Source organism: Mesorhizobium sp. M6A.T.Cr.TU.016.01.1.1 (assembly GCF_003952585.1).
Taxonomy (GTDB): domain Bacteria; phylum Pseudomonadota; class Alphaproteobacteria; order Rhizobiales; family Rhizobiaceae; genus Mesorhizobium; species Mesorhizobium mediterraneum.
The window spans coordinates 5,943,682-5,959,409 of record NZ_CP034452.1; the positions used below are offsets into that span (position 1 = coordinate 5,943,682).

The following is a 15,728-nucleotide window of genomic DNA, read 5'->3' on the forward strand; positions in this document are numbered from 1 at the left end:
CTCAGCCGTCGGGTGAGATCTCTTCCGGCTTGAAGAGGCCAAGCTTGTCGAGCGGGCTCGTGACGGTGCGCACCGTGCGGGTTGCAACCTTGGTGTAGAAGGCGGTGCTATTTAGCTTGGCGTGCCCGAGCAGCACCTGGATGACCCGGATGTCGGTACCGTCCTCCAGAAGATGGGTCGCGAAGCTGTGGCGCAGCGTGTGCGGCCCGACGCGCTTGGCGATGTCGGCCGCCTGCGCTGCCTCGACGACCACGCGATAGAGCTGGCGGGTGCTGATGGGCTTCATCGCATGCTGCCCCGGAAACAGCCAGCCGTCGCGGTGCATCACGCCCTGCTGGCGTCCGACCTTCCACCACTGGCGCAGCAACAAGAGCAGGTCTTGCGACAGCATGGCGTTCCGGTATCGCCCGCCCTTGCCGCGCTCGACACGTAGCAGCATGCGCTCACTATCGACGTCGGCGATCTTCAGCGTCGACACCTCCGCCACGCGCAGGCCCGCGCCATAAGCGACCGACAGGGCGGCCTGGTGCTTGAGGCAGGTGGTGGCGTTGAGCAGCCGGGCGACCTCGTCGCGGCTCAGCACCACCGGCAGCGTGCGCGGGTGCGCCAGACGAACGAGCTTGCGCGCCAGATCGGGACGATCGACCGTATGCGTGAAGAAGAAGCGCAGCGCCGACACAATGCTGTTCATCGTCGGCACGGGAACACCGTCGTCCTGCTGCTCGATCTGGAACTGGCGCAGGTCGTCGGTGGTCGCTGTGTCTGGTGAACGCCCGAGGAACGTCGCCAGGCGTCCGATGTCGCGGAGATAGTTGCGCTGCGTCTCCCGTGAGAAACGCCGCATGTTCATGTCGTCGGTCAACCGCTGGCGCAAAGGGCCGATGGGGGCATCGAGAGCGGAATGGGTCATGGTCAGGCTCCTTGTTGAAGAAGCCCGTCATGCTCTGCCGCCGCCGAACAACGCTCAATGCAGGCGCGACGACCGGTCCCCGATCTCTACCTCAATCGCAGGCGCCCTCCCGCGCAGCGGGTTCGTTCAACGGCCCAAACAGGACGGTGATTGCTTGAACGGCCCAAACAGGACGGTGATTGCTTGGCGCTGAGCGTAGGCAATAGCGCACGGCGCCATTTCACCGTCACAGGCTGGGATTGCCCAAGAGGGCCATGGGATCCGTATCGCCTAGCGAATGATCTGCTAAACTTCGCATAATCCCGATATCACGAAACAATTGAAATTGTTCGCCTCTAAACCTGAGAACTAAAAGTGCGAGGTTGACAGCTTTGGAGAATATCGGCCGAGAGAACGATCATTCGACGGAAACATCCGGCGGCGCGGTTGCAAGCTTTGCCTGAAAAGCCCGCAGTTGCGCGGGGTTTCGACCCTGCTAGATCAAGGCGGAGAATGTTGGGGCAGGGTGCATCTGGCGGAGGGAGTGGGATTCGAACCCACGGTGGGCTTGCACCCACGCCGGTTTTCAAGACCGGTGCCTTAAACCGCTCGGCCATCCCTCCGTCGTGATTTTTCAATCACTTGGATGCTCGTCCTAATCTTAATTTGTACCTGTTGGTACTGCTGCGCCGCCCGAAGACCGTTCTCGCTTCATTGCTCTAGTGCGCCCGACGAAGTCCTGTCAACCGGCCATAACCCGTTCCTGCCAACGGCAGAGCATGGATGCTCGACGGCGGGACTGAAGCAGGACGAACAGCACTCTGCACCGAAGGTCGAAAGGCCGTGGTTTTTCACAGCGATCGCCGGGGCGGTTTGTGCCACAATCTCGCCCGGTTCCGACCACAATCGGTTAATACGGTGATAAGCAATTCCGGTGCACAAGGGATTGCGAATCAAGGTGGCGCTGGCATTTGTCGAGGGGTTTTTAGCTCTGCCGACAGTCAAGTTGCGGTGCCTTTGTTGAGAGGGGACAATCGAAACATGCAGAGCACGGCGCGCCCGCATCTCCGTCGCGCTTGCGCTTTCACGTTGTTTGCCCTGTCGGCTGCCTTGCTGGCGGCTTGCGCCGCGCCACCACAGCCGAAGGCGATGGTCAACAAGAAGCCTCGCTCCAAGGAATATTTTGCCGAATCCGAATATGGCGTAAAGGCCAGTCCGCGCGTCACCTTCAAGAAGTCCGGCTTGCAGCGTGGCGGCGGACGCGACCAGTTGGGCAAGCCCTATCAGGTGCGCGGCAAGTGGTATTATCCCAAGGAAGACAAGCGCTACGCCAAGGTGGGCCTCGCCTCCTGGTATGGCGACGCCTTCCACGGTCGGCTGACCGCCAACGGCGAAGTCTACGACATGACGCATCTGACCGGCGCGCATCCGACCATGCCGCTGCCGAGCTATGCGCGAGTCACCAATATGAAGACCGGCAGTTCGGTCATCGTGCGCGTCAACGACCGCGGACCCTACCATGACGGGCGCATCATCGATGTGTCGAAACGTGCCGCCGAAATGCTCGACTATGCAAACATCGGCACGGCAAAGGTGAAGGTCGAATATGTCGGCCGTGCGCCGCTTGACGGCAGTGACGATCAGTATCTGATGGCCTCCTACCATCCCGGCAACAGGGCGCCGGATCCATCGGACGGCTTGCCCACCGGTGTCATGATCGCCATGAATGGACCATCGCCGAGCACCGCGTTGGGTGCTGCCGCCGCTCCATTTCCCGGTCAGTTGACGAATTCCGCATCCGCACAGCCTGTCCTGTCGGCGCAGACGCCGGCCGCTGGCAATGTGACGCTGCCCGATTTCGGGCCGATCGTGCCGGAACGTCCGGAAATCAATCTGCCGGCGCAATCGCCGTTCACAGTGGCGTCGCTGTCTTATGCGGACGAGCGCGTGCAGCGTGCCACCAATGTCTTTGCCGCGCTGGATGGCACCGGCATGTCGCCCGCCGAAATCCTTCAATCGTGGAAGCGGCAAGCGCCTTCGGCCGGTTCGCCCACGGACTATATCGCGGCGGGTTCGTTTGAGGATGCTGCCGAGGCGCAGCGTGTGGCCACCCAGCTTTCCGGCTTCGGCAAGGCCGAAATCCAGCGCTCTGAATTCGAAGGCAAGGACTGGTATTCGGTCAATCTCTATCCGGACGGCCATGGCAGCCTGGACGAGATGCTGCAGGCGGCATGGTCACATGGCGCACCGGACGCGCTCGTGGTTCGGAACTGACCGGCAAAACCTGAAGTTTTGCCCAGTTGTCCAAGGCGCGGTTGATCGGCCGAGACAAAGCCTGATAGCTTGTAGAGCTTGCCCAGAAATGCCGGCTGACAGGTCGAACCTCTCATGAAATCTCGCTTCGCCGCGCCTGTCGCCGGGCTCCTGGGTTTTGGCCTCCTGCTGCTCTCGCTGGCCCCGGCCGCGGCGCAGCTTTTCGAGACCAAGGCCGCACAGGCCTTCATGATCGATGCCGAAACCGGGACGGTGCTGTTTTCCAAGGACGCCGACAAGCCGATGCCGCCGGCGTCACTGGCCAAGCTGATGACGATGGAGGTGGTTTTCAACGCCATCAAGTCGGGGCGCGTGACGCTCGACGACACATTCGCGGTGAGTGAGAACGCATGGCGCACGGGCGGCGCGCCATCCGGAACATCGACAATGTTTGCCAAGCTCAAATCGACGATCCGGCTTGAAGACCTGATTCAGGGCGTGACGATCCAGGCAGCCAATGACGGCTGCATCATCATCGCCGAAGGCTTCGCCGGATCCGAGGCGAATTTCGCGACTGAGATGACCAACCGCGCAAGGCAGATTGGCCTCGCGAAATCGACATTCGTCAATTCAACCGGTCTGCCGGCCGAAGGTCAGCAAACGACGGTTCGAGAGCTTGCCCTTCTGGCCCTGCATATCTGGCGCGAGTACCCGGACTTCTATCGCTACTATGGCCAGACGGACTTCACCTGGAACAAGATCACTCAGAGGAACCGCAACCCGCTGCTGGCGATGGATATCGGCGCGGACGGCTTGGCTGTCGGCATGAGCGAGGCATCCGGCTTCGGCATCGTTGGCTCGGTCAGCCACAATGGCGCCCGCATCATCGCGGCGATGAGCGGACTGAAAAGCGACCGCGAGCGCGCCGAGGAAGCGCGGAAGCTGCTCGACTGGGGCGTTCGCGCCTTCCAGAAGACGGAGATTTTCGCCAAGGACGAAGTGGTCGGCGAAGCCCAGGTTTTCGGCGGTGCGAAATCCGGCGTGGCGCTGAAGGCAAAAGGGCCGGTGAATACCTTCCTGCCCATCGCCAACCGCGACAAGCTGACCGCCAAGATCGTCTATGACGGACCGGTTGCAGCGCCCGTGGAGGAGGGGCAGCCGGTGGGTGCACTGCGGGTCTGGATCGGTGATACGCTGAGCCAGGAGACGCCGCTTTTCGCGGCCGAATCGGTTGGCGTTGGCTCGCTGCCGCGGCGCGCGCTCGACGCCGTCAAGGAACTGGCCGTCGGCTGGCTGCGTTAGCACCGTTGCGGTGGACCTTTTTTCTGACCGGGACTATTACGGTTCCCGCAGTATGGAAGAAGGCTTTTTGATTGGTGCACGGATTTTTCATCACCTTCGAAGGCGGAGAGGGGGCAGGCAAGTCGACGCAGATCGAGCGGCTGGCCAGCAAGATGCGCGCCAAGAAATACGATGTCCTTGTCACGCGTGAGCCGGGCGGCTCGCCCGGCGCGGAGGCGGTCAGGCATGTCCTGCTTTCCGGCGCTGCCGAACCGTTCGGCCCCAGGATGGAGGCGCTGCTTTTCGCCGCCGCGCGCTCCGACCATGTCGAGCAGGTAATTCGGCCGGCGGTCGAACGCGGCTCGATCGTGCTTTGTGATCGCTTCCTGGACTCCTCGCGCGTCTACCAGGGCGTCACCGGCGGCCTCGATCCGGCGTTCATGGGCACGCTGGAAAAGGTCGCCATCAACGGCATGGTGCCCGACATGACGCTGATCTTCGATATCGACCCGGCCGAAGGATTGCGGCGCGCCACGGCACGGCGGGGCACCGATGCCGGCGCCGACCGCTTCGAAAAGGAAACGCTTGATATCCATCAACGCCGCCGCGAAGCCTTTCTGGCGATCGCCGCGGCAGAGCCCGAGCGCTGCATCGTCGTCGACGCGTCCGCCGACCCCGACACGGTGGAGAATGTCGTCACCGCTGCCGTGTTCGCGGCTCTGGAGACGATGACGCCGGCGCACAGGAAGCAGGCGTCGCCAGGATGATTTTCGAACGGATCGCACCAGAACAGCACGACACGCTCGACGGCGTGCCGGAGCCGTCCGAGACCCCGCGTCTGGTCGGACATGGCCAGGCGGCGAACATGCTGGCCGCCGCCTATCGCTCCGGGAAGCTGCCGCATGCACTGATCTTTGTCGGACCGGTCGGCATCGGCAAGGCAACGCTCGCCTTCCATCTGGCGCATCATCTGCTGAAGCATCCCGCATTCGAACAGGCGCCGGACGTTCTCGCCGTTCCTGATCCGGCGTCATCGCTGTTTCGCCAGATCGCCACCGGCGCACATCCTTCGGTGCTGCATCTGACCCGCCCGCCGAACGACAAGACTAAAAGCTTCAAGACGGTCGTGACCGTCGACGAGATCCGCAAGGTCAGCCGCTTCCTGTCGCTGACCTCGCATGATGGCAGCTACAGGGTAGTGATCGTCGATCCGGCCGACGACATGAATGTCAATGCGGCCAATGCCTTATTGAAGAATCTTGAAGAACCACCGGCACGCACACTGTTCATCCTCATCGTCCATGCACCGGGCAGTCTGCTGCCGACGATCCGCTCGCGCTGCCAGATGGTGCGGCTGGCGCCGCTCGATGCCGAGAGCCTGATGGCGGTTCTGGAGAACGTCGAGCCACCGCCGCCGGACGAACCCGCGGCGCGCGCGGCATTGGCCAAGCGGGCAGGGGGCAGCGCGCGCACCGCAATCCTGTTGACGCAGTATGGCGGGCTGGAAATCGCCGAGACGCTCGACGCCCTGGCGACAGCGAGGAAGAGCGATGTTGCCGGCGCCTATCGCCTCGCGGAGGCGGTCGCCGGTCGCGACCAGGCGATCCAGTTCGATATCTTCAATCGCCGTGCGCTCGACCTGCTCTCGACCGGCGCAAGCCAGGCCGCGCTGGCGGGCGATCTGGCGCGGGCGAAAACGCTGTCGGATACTTGGCACGAGGCTTTGAACGCTATATCTGAGACCGACACCTACAATCTCGACAAGAAGCAGCACGCCTTGACCATGATCGACCGCCTGAATTCTGCAATGCGAATGTGACGGCCCATCGGGATGGCAATCGCCGTTTCGATGCGATATCTCACCGCTACATCTTCATTCAGACATTCATGACGGTTAATTCATGTCACGCGACACATTCTACATTACCACCGCGATTTCCTATCCCAATGGCAAGCCGCATATAGGCCATGCCTACGAATTGATCGCCACCGACGCACTCGCCCGCTTTCAGCGGCTCGACGGCAAGCAAGTCTTCTTCCTCACCGGCACCGACGAGCACGGCATCAAGATGCTGCAGACGGCGAAGCGGGAAGGCATTCCCGCGCGTGAACTGGCCGACCGCAACGCGGCCGATTTCCAGCGCATGGCAATCGCGCTCAATGCCTCCAACGACGATTTCATCCGCACTACCGAAGAACGTCACTATGCGGCCTCGCAGGCGATCTGGAAGGCGATGGCTGCCAATGGCGACATCTACAAGGGCGGCTATGCCGGTTGGTATTCGGTGCGCGACGAAGCCTACTACGGCGAGGAGGAGACCGAAGTCCGCGCCGACAATGTCCGCTACGGACCGCAGGGAACCCCGGTCGAATGGGTCGAGGAAGAGAGCTATTTCTTCCGCCTGTCGGCCTATCAGGACAAGCTCATCACGCTCTACGAAAGCCAACCCGATTTCATCGGCCCGGCCGAGCGGCGCAACGAAGTGATGAGCTTCGTCAAGTCAGGATTGAAGGATCTGTCGATCTCGCGCACCGCCTTCGACTGGGGCGTGCCGGTGCCGGGCGACGAGAAGCATGTGATGTATGTCTGGGTCGACGCTCTGACAAATTACATTACCGGTGTCGGTTATCCAAATGAAAATGCTGACAATTGGCGCTTCTGGCCTGCCGATGCACACATCATCGGCAAGGACATCGTGCGCTTCCACGCAGTCTATTGGCCTGCCTTCCTGATGTCGGCCGGAATCCCCTTGCCGAAGCGCGTCTTCGGTCACGGCTTCCTGTTCAACCGCGGCGAGAAGATGTCGAAATCGGTAGGCAACGTCATCGACCCGTTCGCGATGGTCGAGCATTATGGCCTCGACCAGGTGCGCTATTTCTTCCTGCGCGAGGTGCCGTTCGGCCAGGACGGCAGCTATAGCCACGAGGCCATCGTCAACCGCACCAATGCCGACCTCGCCAATGGCCTTGGCAATCTGGCGCAGCGCTCGCTGTCGATGATCGCCAAGAACTGCGGCGGCGTAGTGCCGAAGCGCAGCGATCTGGCGGAGGCCGACAGGGCGATCCTCGACCAGGCGGTGGAGGCGCTTGCTACTGCACGCAAGACGATGGCGGAGCAGGGCATCCATCTAGCGCTTGCGGCGATCTTCGGCGTGGTGGCGGAGGCCGATCGCTACTTCGCCTCGCAGGAACCCTGGGCGCTCAGAAAGACCGATCCGGCGCGTATGGAAACGGTGCTGTGGACGACCGCAGAAATCATCCGACGCGTGGCGCTGCTCTGCCAGCCCTTCATTCCGGGATCGGCCGCTAAGCTGCTCGACCTGCTGGCTGTGCCGGCGGACAGCCGCGATTTCGTGCATGTCCACGCGGACTATGCGCTGGCATCAGGGGTTGCTTTGCCCGCGCCGGAAGGCGTGTTTCCACGTTACGTCGAGCAAACGGATGCAAGCGCCTGATGCTGGTCGACAGTCACTGCCATCTCGACTTTCCGGATTTCGCAGAGGAGCGGGCGGCCATAGTCGCCCGCGCTTTAGCCGCTGGAATCGGTCGCATGGTGACGATTTCGACGCGCGTGAAGCGGTTCCAACAAGTACTTGAGATTGCTGAATCTTTCGACGAAGTCTATTGCTCTGTCGGCACCCATCCGCACAATGCCGCTGAAGAGCTGGACGTGACCGCCGAGGAGCTTGTCCGGCTGTCCGCTCATCCAAAGGTGGTGGCGATCGGCGAGGCCGGGCTCGACTATTTCTACGATCATGCGCCGCGCGATGCCCAGGCGCAGGGTTTTCGCATCCATATCGCCGCCGCGCGTGAAACGGGACTGCCGCTGGTCATCCATTCACGCGACGCCGACAGCGACATGGCTGATATCCTCGAGGACGAAACAGGGAAGGGCGCCTTCCCCTTCATCCTGCACTGTTTTTCGTCCGGGCGCAGATTGGCCGAAGTCGGCGTGGCGCTCGGCGGCTACGTGTCCTTTTCCGGCATCCTGACTTTCAAGAATTCGGCCGAGCTGCGCGCCATCGCCGCCGATTTGCCACACGACCGCGTGCTGGTCGAAACCGACGCGCCATATCTCGCGCCGATACCCTTTCGCGGCAAGCGCAACGAGCCTGCGTATGTGGCGCATACAGCCAAGGTGCTGGCCGAAACGATCGGTGTCAGCGAGGCCGAAATCGCTGCCGTCACCACGGACAATTTCTTCCGGCTGTTCGAGAAGATGCCGCGCCCAAACCCGCTGAGCTCCTGACGCATGAGCGACCGGCTGCGCCTCACCATTCTCGGCTGCGGCTCATCGCCGGGTACGCCGCGCATCACTGGCGACTGGGGCAATTGCGACCCAGCCAATCCGAGGAACCGGCGCATGCGCACCGCAGCGCTCGTCGAGCGGATCGCCGCGAACGGCGAAAGAACCACAGTCGTCATCGACACCGGGCCGGATTTCCGCGAGCAGATGCTGCTGGCATCGGTCAGGCGCATCGAAGCGGTCGTCTATACGCATCCGCATGCCGACCATATCCACGGCATCGACGATTTGCGTGGCTTCGTGCTCGAGCAGCGTCACCTCATCGATATCCACGCCGACCAACCCACCATGCTGCGGTTACGGGAAGCGTTCGGCTATTGTTTCGAAACACCGCTAGGCAGTTCCTATCCACCCATCGTCGAGCCCCATATCATCGACCACGCCAGGCCGGTGGTGATCGAAGGCGAGGGCGGTGCCCTCACCCTCGAGCCGCTGCCGCAGATCCATGGCGACATCATATCGCTAGGTTTTCGCATCGGCGGGCTCGCCTATTGCCCCGATATCAGTGATTTCCCGGACACCACCGCCGAGCGTCTGGGTGGGCTGGATGTGCTGGTCATCGACGCGCTGCAATACAGGACGCATCCGAGCCATCTGTCGCTCGGCCAGGCACTCGGCTGGATCGAAAAACTGGCGCCGAAAAAGGCCGTTCTGACGCATATGCATGTGCCGCTCGACTATGCCACAGTGATGGCCGAGACACCTGATAACGTCGAGCCAGCCCATGACGGCATGACGATCGAAATCCCTTTTGAATCAGTATAACAGGCTCGGTTCTTCATGGTTGGCAGCATTGATCGTGTGGCCAGGGCAGCGGCCGATGCCGGCCTCGACATCGAGATCAGGCGCATGGGTGCCTCGACACGCACCGCTGAGGAAGCCGCCGCGCAATGCGGCTGCACGGTTGCACAGATCGTCAAATCATTGGTTTTCCAGGGAGAAGCTAGCGGAAAGCTGTTTCTCTTCCTGGTTTCCGGCTCCAACCAGCTCGATCTCGCCAAGGCTGCCGCGCTGACCGGCGAGCCGCTGAAGCACGCCGACCCGCGGCAGATCCGCGACGAAACCGGCTTTGCCATCGGCGGCGTAGCCCCAATCGGCCATCTGATTGCGATCCCTGCGTTCGCCGACGAAACACTGCTCGGCTTCGACCGTGTATGGGCCGCAGCCGGCGCGCACGACGCCGTGTTCGCAGCCGAGCCACACGCAATGGTCAAGGCAGCACAGGCTGTCGTAGCGACGCTGGCAGTCTGAGGTCCGGCACACCTGATATCGCAGCTATTCGGCGGCGACCGCGGTGTGCGCAGGCGGCAACATGATGTCGGGCGCAGCCGGCGCGAACAACATCTTTACGAAGCTGCGGAAGGCGAGGATCTGGCGCTCTAGTACGCGGGGATCGCCGAGCCCCCGCGACATGATGATGCCGCCATCGATCACGCAGGAGAACATGATAGCTACATCGTCGAGGTCCATGCCTTTGCGGGCAGGATAAACGGTCGCGATCCCATTCAGCGCATCGCGAAACCGCCCGTTCCAGGAGCGTACGGCGTCGGAGGCGATGTCGCGAACGTTGCGGTCGAAGAGGCGCTCCTGATAGGTGAACGTCGCGATCAGACAGCCGGGGTGGCCGTTCGGCAGGTCACCCATCAGCTCGGCAAGCAGCTTGAGCGTGATCAGGAAGGACTGCAACGGATCATCGGAGAGTTGCCGGCCGCGGTGAAACACATCGTCGAAGATGCGGTCGTTCTCCTCGACGTAGCGCAGCATCAAGGCGCGGGCGAGTTCGTTCTTGTCCTTGAAATGATAGAAGAAGCCGCTCTTGGTGATGCCGGCCTCGGCGATCACCTCCTCGATGGAAGTCGCGCCGAACCCCTTGGCGAGCACCGATGCCTCGGCGATCTCCAGAATGCGTTCGCGCGTTTCCGCACCTTTGCGCATGACCGAATGCCCTCAAATTTACTGTACCGGCGGTATGGTTTTCACACCCGCCAACATCGGCGCTGATAGCAATACGACCGACCCAGAACGGCTATCCGTCTGTAATTGCTGCGGTTCCCGCTTCGGTGGAGTACCGGACCACGAGCCTTCTACCGCACCGGCGGCACGTGCTGTTAAAACTTGGCTATTCCGAAACCGGCCGCAACCAAGGCGGCACGGTGTTATCTTACCACTGGAGACAAACATGGCCAAGTACCGTCAGAATCTGCCGCAACTCGCCAACAGAACATTCCTGAGCGATGGCGGCATGGAGACGACCCTCATCTTTCACGAAGGCCTCGACCTTCCGCATTTTGCTTCATTCACGCTGGTGGCAACGCCTGAAGGCCGGCAGAAGCTCAAGGACTATTACGTCCGCTATCTGACCATTGCGCGCAGAGGCGGGACCGGGTTCATCCTCGACACGCCGACGTGGCGGGCCAACCCCGATTGGGGAACATTGCTCGGCTACGGGCCGGAAGCGTTGCGGGCCGTCAACGAGAGCTCCATCGAGCTTCTTCTCGACCTGCGCAAGGAGTTCGAGACTGCCGAGACGCCTTGCGTCATCAGCGGCGCGATCGGGCCGCGCGGCGACGGCTACAAAGCTGGCAATATGGACGCCAACGAGGCGGAGGCCTATCACGCGGCGCAGATCGAGAGTTTCGCGCGGACCGAGGCCGACATGGTGGCGGCCTATACGCTCACCAATTTCCACGAGGCGATCGGCGTGGCGCGGGCGGCCAAGGCGCATGCGATGCCCTGTATGATCTCGTTCACCGTTGAGACCGACGGGAAGCTGGTGACCGGCATGGCGCTCGGCGAGGCGATAGACAGGGTTGACGACGCCACGGACGGTGCGCCGGCTTACTATATGATCAATTGCGCACATCCGACGCATTTCATGCAGGCGCTGAAAAAGGGCGAGCGCTGGCTCGATCGCGTCTATGGGGTGAAGGCGAACGCTTCGGCCAAAAGCCATGCCGAACTGGACGAATCGGAGACGCTCGACGCGGGCGACCCGGACGATCTCGGGCGGCGCTACAGCGGGCTGAGAGCTTCGTTTCCGACCATGCGCATCCTGGGTGGCTGCTGCGGCACAGACCACCGGCACATCGCAGCAATCTGCGAAGCCTGCGTGCCGCAGGCGGCGTAGGAGACTCTACCAGCCGCAGTTCCGCTGAGTCCCAAGGAACAAGGAACTGCGGCTGGCCGAAAGGCAACTCAATCAAAACTGCACGTCAGTTCCATAATCTATCTTATGCGACTTTCTGATGTGGCAGCCTATAGAGATAGAGATGAAGCGCAGCCGGCCGGCAATCGACTATCCCGACGCGGCGGGCTTGAGATCATGGAGGGCAGCACGTCCCTGCGCGGTTGCGCCCTGGCGGAACAACCCTCATCGATACGTGTTAGACCTTGAGACCGGCAATTGTGAAAGGGTGGAATTCAGATGTCCAACAAGTCTGAGCAGCCAGTCGCCAAGGCACAGATGATGATACGCAAGCCCGTCGCAGAGGTCTTTCGATCACTGATCGATCCGAGGATCACATCTCATTTCTGGTTTTCCAAGGGTGCCGCACCGTTGCAAGTGGGCGAAAGGGTCAGATAGGATTGGGAGATGTATGGCGTGCATACAATCGCCGACGTAAAGGCTATCGACCCGGACGAGCGAATCCTGATCGAGTGGAACGGGCCTGAAAATCCGAGTTTCGTCGAATGGACATTTAGATCGATAGAAGACGGTCAGACCTTCGTCACGGTCAGAAACTGGGGCTTTTCTGGCGGCGCGGAGGAAGCGATAAATTCCACCGAAGGATTCACAAACCTGTTAGCAGCCATGAAGTTCTACCTTGAGCATGGCATTGAGCCCAATCTCGTCCTAGATCATGCACCGAACGCTCGCGTTATCTGAGAGGCAACCGTTCGCTTCGATTCAGTCGACTGACTCAATCTCGCATTCGGACGACCCCATCCTGCACCTCTCAACACCGAAATTTTCAGCTAAGACCATCACAAAATGACCGCCTCGCCTCCCTTTCTCGGCTTTCCCGATCGCCTCGCCGATGGCCGCATGCCTCGTGCGGTGATCTTCGGAGCCGGTCACGGCAGCACTTATCCCGGCAAGGACAGCAGCGGCTATGCCTTGGCCGCCGACGCCATTCGCGCTGCGAGCCAAGACGATGCCGAGCTCGTCGAGCACTGGGATTTCGACCTCGGCGGCCCGCTGTTCGACGGCAAGCCGGTCTGCTGCATCGACGCCAGCGACATCCCGACCGCTATGCATGACAATGCCGGCAACCGGGCCCGGATCGAGGCGAAGACGCGCGAGGTCCTGGCATTGCCCGCCGTACCAATCCTGCTCGGCGGCGACGATTCCGTACCCATTCCCTTTCTCGCCGGCTTTGCGGATCACGGGCCGATCTGGATCCTGCAGATCGACGCCCATATCGACTGGCGCGACGAGTTGCATGGCGAACGCCACGGCTATTCGAACCCGATGCGCCGGGCGAGCGAGATGCCGCATGTCGCCGGCATCGTGCAGGTCGGCACCCGTGGCGTCGGCAGCGCACGCCTCACTGACATCGAAGCGGCGCGGCGCTATGGCAGCCGCTTCGTGACCGCCCGCGAGGTTCACGCCCAGGGCGTCGAAGCCGCACTCCAGCATATTCCGGAAGGAGTACGGGTCGTCGTCACCCTCGACTGCGACGGCTTCGACCCCGGCATCATGCCGGGCGTGGCGGCGCGTACGCCCGGCGGCCTCACCTATACGCAGGTGATCGACCTGATCGCGGGCCTCGGCAGGCGGGCCAAGATCGCAGGATTCGACCTTGTCGAGCTCTATCCTCCGGCCGACATTGACGGCCTGTCGGCGCTGACCGCCGCGCGCCTTCTCGTCAATGTGATCGGCACCATTGTTAGGCAGGTTTGAAACCTGGATTCCTCTCGTAGCTTCAACGCCCCCTCGCCGCCCATGGACGCCCCGACGGGGTTCGTTGTAAACATTCCGACCGCTTGTTTTGGAGGAGACGCAGCATGGACCGATTCACCGGCGGTTGCTTGTGCGGCAACGTCCGAATTGTGGCGTCGGGACTCCCATACCGGGTCGGCATTTGTCATTGTCTCGACTGCCGCAAGCATCATGGGGCCCTTTTTCACGCTTCCGCGGTGTTCCCCCAGGATGCGGTAACGATCGATGGCGAAACACGCGACTACGCCGGGCGGTTTTTCTGCCCCCGCTGCGGCTCGACCATTTTCGGGCGCACCGCAGACGAAATCGAAGTGAACCTGGGATCCCTGGATGCCCCCGACCAGCTGATGCCAACATACGAAAGCTGGATCATCCGTCGCGAATCCTGGTTGCCACCGTTTCCGCTCAAGAGACGATATGAGCGCGATCGTGACGCCACGGGTCGCTTTGAGGAGTAGGTCGCACGCACGAACGGTGCGAGTGGCCGTTTGGGAGGGTCACGCCGGCGCGTCACTCAGGAAGACCGGCCTTGCGGTAACCTTCAACGAAATGCTCAAGCGTCGCAGCGTCCCGGAATGGCTCCGTCGTGGCCCAGTGGCGGGTTGTGAAATGCGGGTTGCCGACGAGAAACAGCTCGACCTCTGCGCGCGCCTCCTCGAGTCGGCCGAGTTGGGCAAGGCTTGCCGCCAGGAAACGGCGTGAGCTTGTACGATAGGTCTCATCCCTGCGCAGTGTGTCGACAGCGGCTTCGTACTCGCGCGCAGCATATTGCGCCTGGCCGAGCGTCAGATAGTACCAACTTGCCGGAAACGGGTTCAGCCGGAACGCCTTGCGAATGTGCTCAAGCCCCTCCTCGACCCGCCCGGCCAAGACCGCGATGTCGGATAATGCCGCCCAGGCATCGGCCTCGTTCGGGTCGAGCTCGATCGCCTTGGCGAATTCCGCATCGGCCTCGGCGAAGCCGCGCTCATAGGCAAGCAGGTAAGCCAAAACCCAGCGGCAGCCGGCATCGTTGGGGTCGATCGCCACCGCTTTGCGCGCCAGTTCCAAAGCAACGCTACGGGATGTTTCGGTTGGTCCGCCAGAATGCACCCATCCCATCCAGTGATTCATGGCAAGCCAGCGATAGGCCTCGGCATATTCCGGATCGAGCGAAATCGCGCGGGTGAGCATCAGATGCGCTTCCTGCGCCGTCTGCGGCGAATCATCCATCAGCTTGCGCGCCCGCACGCACAGATCGTAAGCCTCGAGATTTTTGGGTCGATTGCGCGGCGGCGGTGCACGCAGCCGGCCGAGTAACGCCTCCACGATCTTGCCGGTGACCTCGTCCTGAACGGCAAAGACGTCTTCTAGGCTGCGATCGAAGCGTTCCGCCCACATATGATCGCCACTCGCCGCGTCGACCAGCTGTGCGTTGACACGCACCAGCCCCGCGGCGTGTCTTGCGCTACCCTCCAGCAGGTAGCGCACGCCAAGGTCCTGTGCGATATCGCGCACGTCCGTCGCCTTTCCTTTGTAGGCAAAGACCGAGTTGCGTGCGATGACGAACAGGCCGGAGACCCTGGACAGGTCGGTGATCAGGTCTTCGGTCAACCCATCCGCGAAGGATTCCTGCTCGGGATCGTTGCTGATGTTAATGAAGGGCAGCACGGCTATCGATGGTTTGCCGGGCAGCGGCAAAGGTTTTCGCTTCGCGCCACCGAGCTGTTCGATGCCCCCCGTGAACCGGTAGCCGACGCGCGGAACCGTGGAGATCCATTCACCGCCGTCGGTGGCCGGACCAAGCAGCTTCCGCAGCTGCGCGATCTGGACGGTGAGGTTGCCTTCCTCGACGGCAGTGCCCGGCCACGCTGCGTCCATCAACTCGGCCTTCTCAAGGATTTCGCCGGGCCGTCCGACGAGCGCCGCAAGCAGCTTCAGCCCACGGTAGCCAACGGCAACGGGGACGTCGTTCCGAAGGAGTGTTCCCGCACCTGGATCAAGCACGAACGGACCAAAGGCAAAGCGTGATCCTTGCATACGGCGCATCTATAGCCGATTTGGAAGTTTTGAGAACT

At 61.9% G+C, this 15,728-nt stretch carries 15 protein-coding genes and 1 tRNA gene; 12 read left to right on the forward strand and 4 right to left on the reverse strand.

The window, feature by feature from the left end; translation table 11 throughout:
- Position 1: 1 nt before the first annotated feature.
- A complete protein-coding gene (locus EJ075_RS28695; RefSeq protein WP_126106634.1) occupies positions 2-910 on the reverse strand; it encodes a tyrosine-type recombinase/integrase in 909 nt (302 codons plus the stop codon).
- A gap of 512 nt (positions 911-1,422) precedes the next feature.
- Positions 1,423-1,512 (reverse strand) — tRNA-Ser (locus tag EJ075_RS28700).
- A 418-nt stretch (positions 1,513-1,930) separates the two neighbouring features.
- Between EJ075_RS28700 and EJ075_RS28705 the strand changes: the two genes are divergently transcribed.
- The 8 genes from EJ075_RS28705 to EJ075_RS28740 all read left to right on the forward strand — a co-directional run bounded on the left by EJ075_RS28705 (position 1,931) and on the right by EJ075_RS28740 (position 9,980).
- Positions 1,931-3,163: a septal ring lytic transglycosylase RlpA family protein gene (locus EJ075_RS28705; RefSeq protein WP_126106635.1), complete on the forward strand. Its 1,233-nt coding sequence runs from the start codon at positions 1,931-1,933 to the stop codon at positions 3,161-3,163.
- Positions 3,164-3,277: 114 nt separating this feature from the next.
- Positions 3,278-4,444: a D-alanyl-D-alanine carboxypeptidase family protein gene (locus EJ075_RS28710; RefSeq protein ID WP_095488646.1), complete on the forward strand. Its 1,167-nt coding sequence runs from the start codon at positions 3,278-3,280 to the stop codon at positions 4,442-4,444.
- Positions 4,445-4,515: 71 nt separating this feature from the next.
- On the forward strand, positions 4,516-5,190 hold the full coding sequence (gene tmk / locus EJ075_RS28715; RefSeq protein WP_126106636.1) for a dTMP kinase: 675 nt from the start codon (positions 4,516-4,518) through the stop codon (positions 5,188-5,190).
- Entirely contained in the window at positions 5,187-6,242 is a 1,056-nt protein-coding gene (locus tag EJ075_RS28720; protein ID WP_095488644.1) for a DNA polymerase III subunit delta', read from the forward strand. The genes tmk and EJ075_RS28720 overlap by 4 nt, the downstream gene beginning before the upstream one ends.
- An 82-nt stretch (positions 6,243-6,324) precedes the next feature.
- Positions 6,325-7,878 (forward strand): methionine--tRNA ligase, encoded by a 1,554-nt coding sequence (gene metG / locus EJ075_RS28725; protein ID WP_126106637.1) that lies wholly within the window; start codon positions 6,325-6,327, stop codon positions 7,876-7,878.
- Positions 7,878-8,672 (forward strand): TatD family hydrolase, encoded by a 795-nt coding sequence (locus tag EJ075_RS28730; RefSeq protein ID WP_126106638.1) that lies wholly within the window; start codon positions 7,878-7,880, stop codon positions 8,670-8,672. The genes metG and EJ075_RS28730 overlap by 1 nt, the downstream gene beginning before the upstream one ends.
- 3 nt (positions 8,673-8,675) lie before the next feature.
- Positions 8,676-9,494, forward strand: coding sequence for an MBL fold metallo-hydrolase (locus EJ075_RS28735; RefSeq protein WP_126106639.1), 819 nt, complete (start codon positions 8,676-8,678; stop codon positions 9,492-9,494).
- Positions 9,495-9,509: 15 nt separating this feature from the next.
- Positions 9,510-9,980 (forward strand): YbaK/EbsC family protein, encoded by a 471-nt coding sequence (locus EJ075_RS28740; protein ID WP_095488640.1) that lies wholly within the window; start codon positions 9,510-9,512, stop codon positions 9,978-9,980.
- 24 nt (positions 9,981-10,004) lie between these two features.
- Here EJ075_RS28740 and EJ075_RS28745 read toward each other — a convergent pair whose 3' ends face one another.
- Positions 10,005-10,664, reverse strand: a complete 660-nt coding sequence (locus EJ075_RS28745; RefSeq protein ID WP_126106640.1) for a TetR/AcrR family transcriptional regulator — start codon at positions 10,662-10,664, stop codon at positions 10,005-10,007.
- Between the two features lie 244 nt (positions 10,665-10,908).
- Between EJ075_RS28745 and EJ075_RS28750 the strand changes: the two genes are divergently transcribed.
- The 4 genes from EJ075_RS28750 (at position 10,909) to EJ075_RS28765 (ending at position 14,129) form a co-directional block, all read left to right on the forward strand.
- Positions 10,909-11,856: a homocysteine S-methyltransferase family protein gene (locus tag EJ075_RS28750; protein WP_126106641.1), complete on the forward strand. Its 948-nt coding sequence runs from the start codon at positions 10,909-10,911 to the stop codon at positions 11,854-11,856.
- Between the two features lie 465 nt (positions 11,857-12,321).
- Complete coding sequence (locus EJ075_RS33405) at positions 12,322-12,615, forward strand: SRPBCC domain-containing protein (RefSeq protein WP_206437520.1); 294 nt, start codon at positions 12,322-12,324, stop codon at positions 12,613-12,615.
- Positions 12,616-12,720: 105 nt separating this feature from the next.
- Entirely contained in the window at positions 12,721-13,632 is a 912-nt protein-coding gene (locus EJ075_RS28760; RefSeq protein WP_126106642.1) for an agmatinase, read from the forward strand.
- 104 nt (positions 13,633-13,736) lie between these two features.
- Positions 13,737-14,129 (forward strand): GFA family protein, encoded by a 393-nt coding sequence (locus EJ075_RS28765; RefSeq protein WP_095488635.1) that lies wholly within the window; start codon positions 13,737-13,739, stop codon positions 14,127-14,129.
- 52 nt (positions 14,130-14,181) lie between these two features.
- Here the strand turns inward: EJ075_RS28765 and EJ075_RS28770 are convergent, their stop codons facing one another.
- The gene (locus tag EJ075_RS28770) at positions 14,182-15,690 is read right to left on the reverse strand and encodes a winged helix-turn-helix domain-containing tetratricopeptide repeat protein (RefSeq protein WP_126106643.1); all 1,509 of its coding nucleotides are present in this window, start codon (positions 15,688-15,690) and stop codon (positions 14,182-14,184) included.
- Positions 15,691-15,728: the final 38 nt, after the last annotated feature.

Coding starts and splice junctions, on each gene's coding strand:
- EJ075_RS28695 (WP_126106634.1), bottom strand. CDS start 910: ATGACCCATTCCGCTCTCGATGCCCCCATCGGCCCTTTGCGCCAGCGG.
- EJ075_RS28705 (WP_126106635.1), top strand. CDS start 1,931: ATGCAGAGCACGGCGCGCCCGCATCTCCGTCGCGCTTGCGCTTTCACG.
- EJ075_RS28710 (WP_095488646.1), top strand. CDS start 3,278: ATGAAATCTCGCTTCGCCGCGCCTGTCGCCGGGCTCCTGGGTTTTGGC.
- EJ075_RS28720 (WP_095488644.1), top strand. CDS start 5,187: ATGATTTTCGAACGGATCGCACCAGAACAGCACGACACGCTCGACGGC.
- metG (WP_126106637.1), top strand. CDS start 6,325: ATGTCACGCGACACATTCTACATTACCACCGCGATTTCCTATCCCAAT.
- EJ075_RS28730 (WP_126106638.1), top strand. CDS start 7,878: ATGCTGGTCGACAGTCACTGCCATCTCGACTTTCCGGATTTCGCAGAG.
- EJ075_RS28735 (WP_126106639.1), top strand. CDS start 8,676: ATGAGCGACCGGCTGCGCCTCACCATTCTCGGCTGCGGCTCATCGCCG.
- EJ075_RS28740 (WP_095488640.1), top strand. CDS start 9,510: ATGGTTGGCAGCATTGATCGTGTGGCCAGGGCAGCGGCCGATGCCGGC.
- EJ075_RS28745 (WP_126106640.1), bottom strand. CDS start 10,664: ATGCGCAAAGGTGCGGAAACGCGCGAACGCATTCTGGAGATCGCCGAG.
- EJ075_RS28750 (WP_126106641.1), top strand. CDS start 10,909: ATGGCCAAGTACCGTCAGAATCTGCCGCAACTCGCCAACAGAACATTC.
- EJ075_RS33405 (WP_206437520.1), top strand. CDS start 12,322: ATGTATGGCGTGCATACAATCGCCGACGTAAAGGCTATCGACCCGGAC.
- EJ075_RS28760 (WP_126106642.1), top strand. CDS start 12,721: ATGACCGCCTCGCCTCCCTTTCTCGGCTTTCCCGATCGCCTCGCCGAT.
- EJ075_RS28765 (WP_095488635.1), top strand. CDS start 13,737: ATGGACCGATTCACCGGCGGTTGCTTGTGCGGCAACGTCCGAATTGTG.
- EJ075_RS28770 (WP_126106643.1), bottom strand. CDS start 15,690: ATGCAAGGATCACGCTTTGCCTTTGGTCCGTTCGTGCTTGATCCAGGT.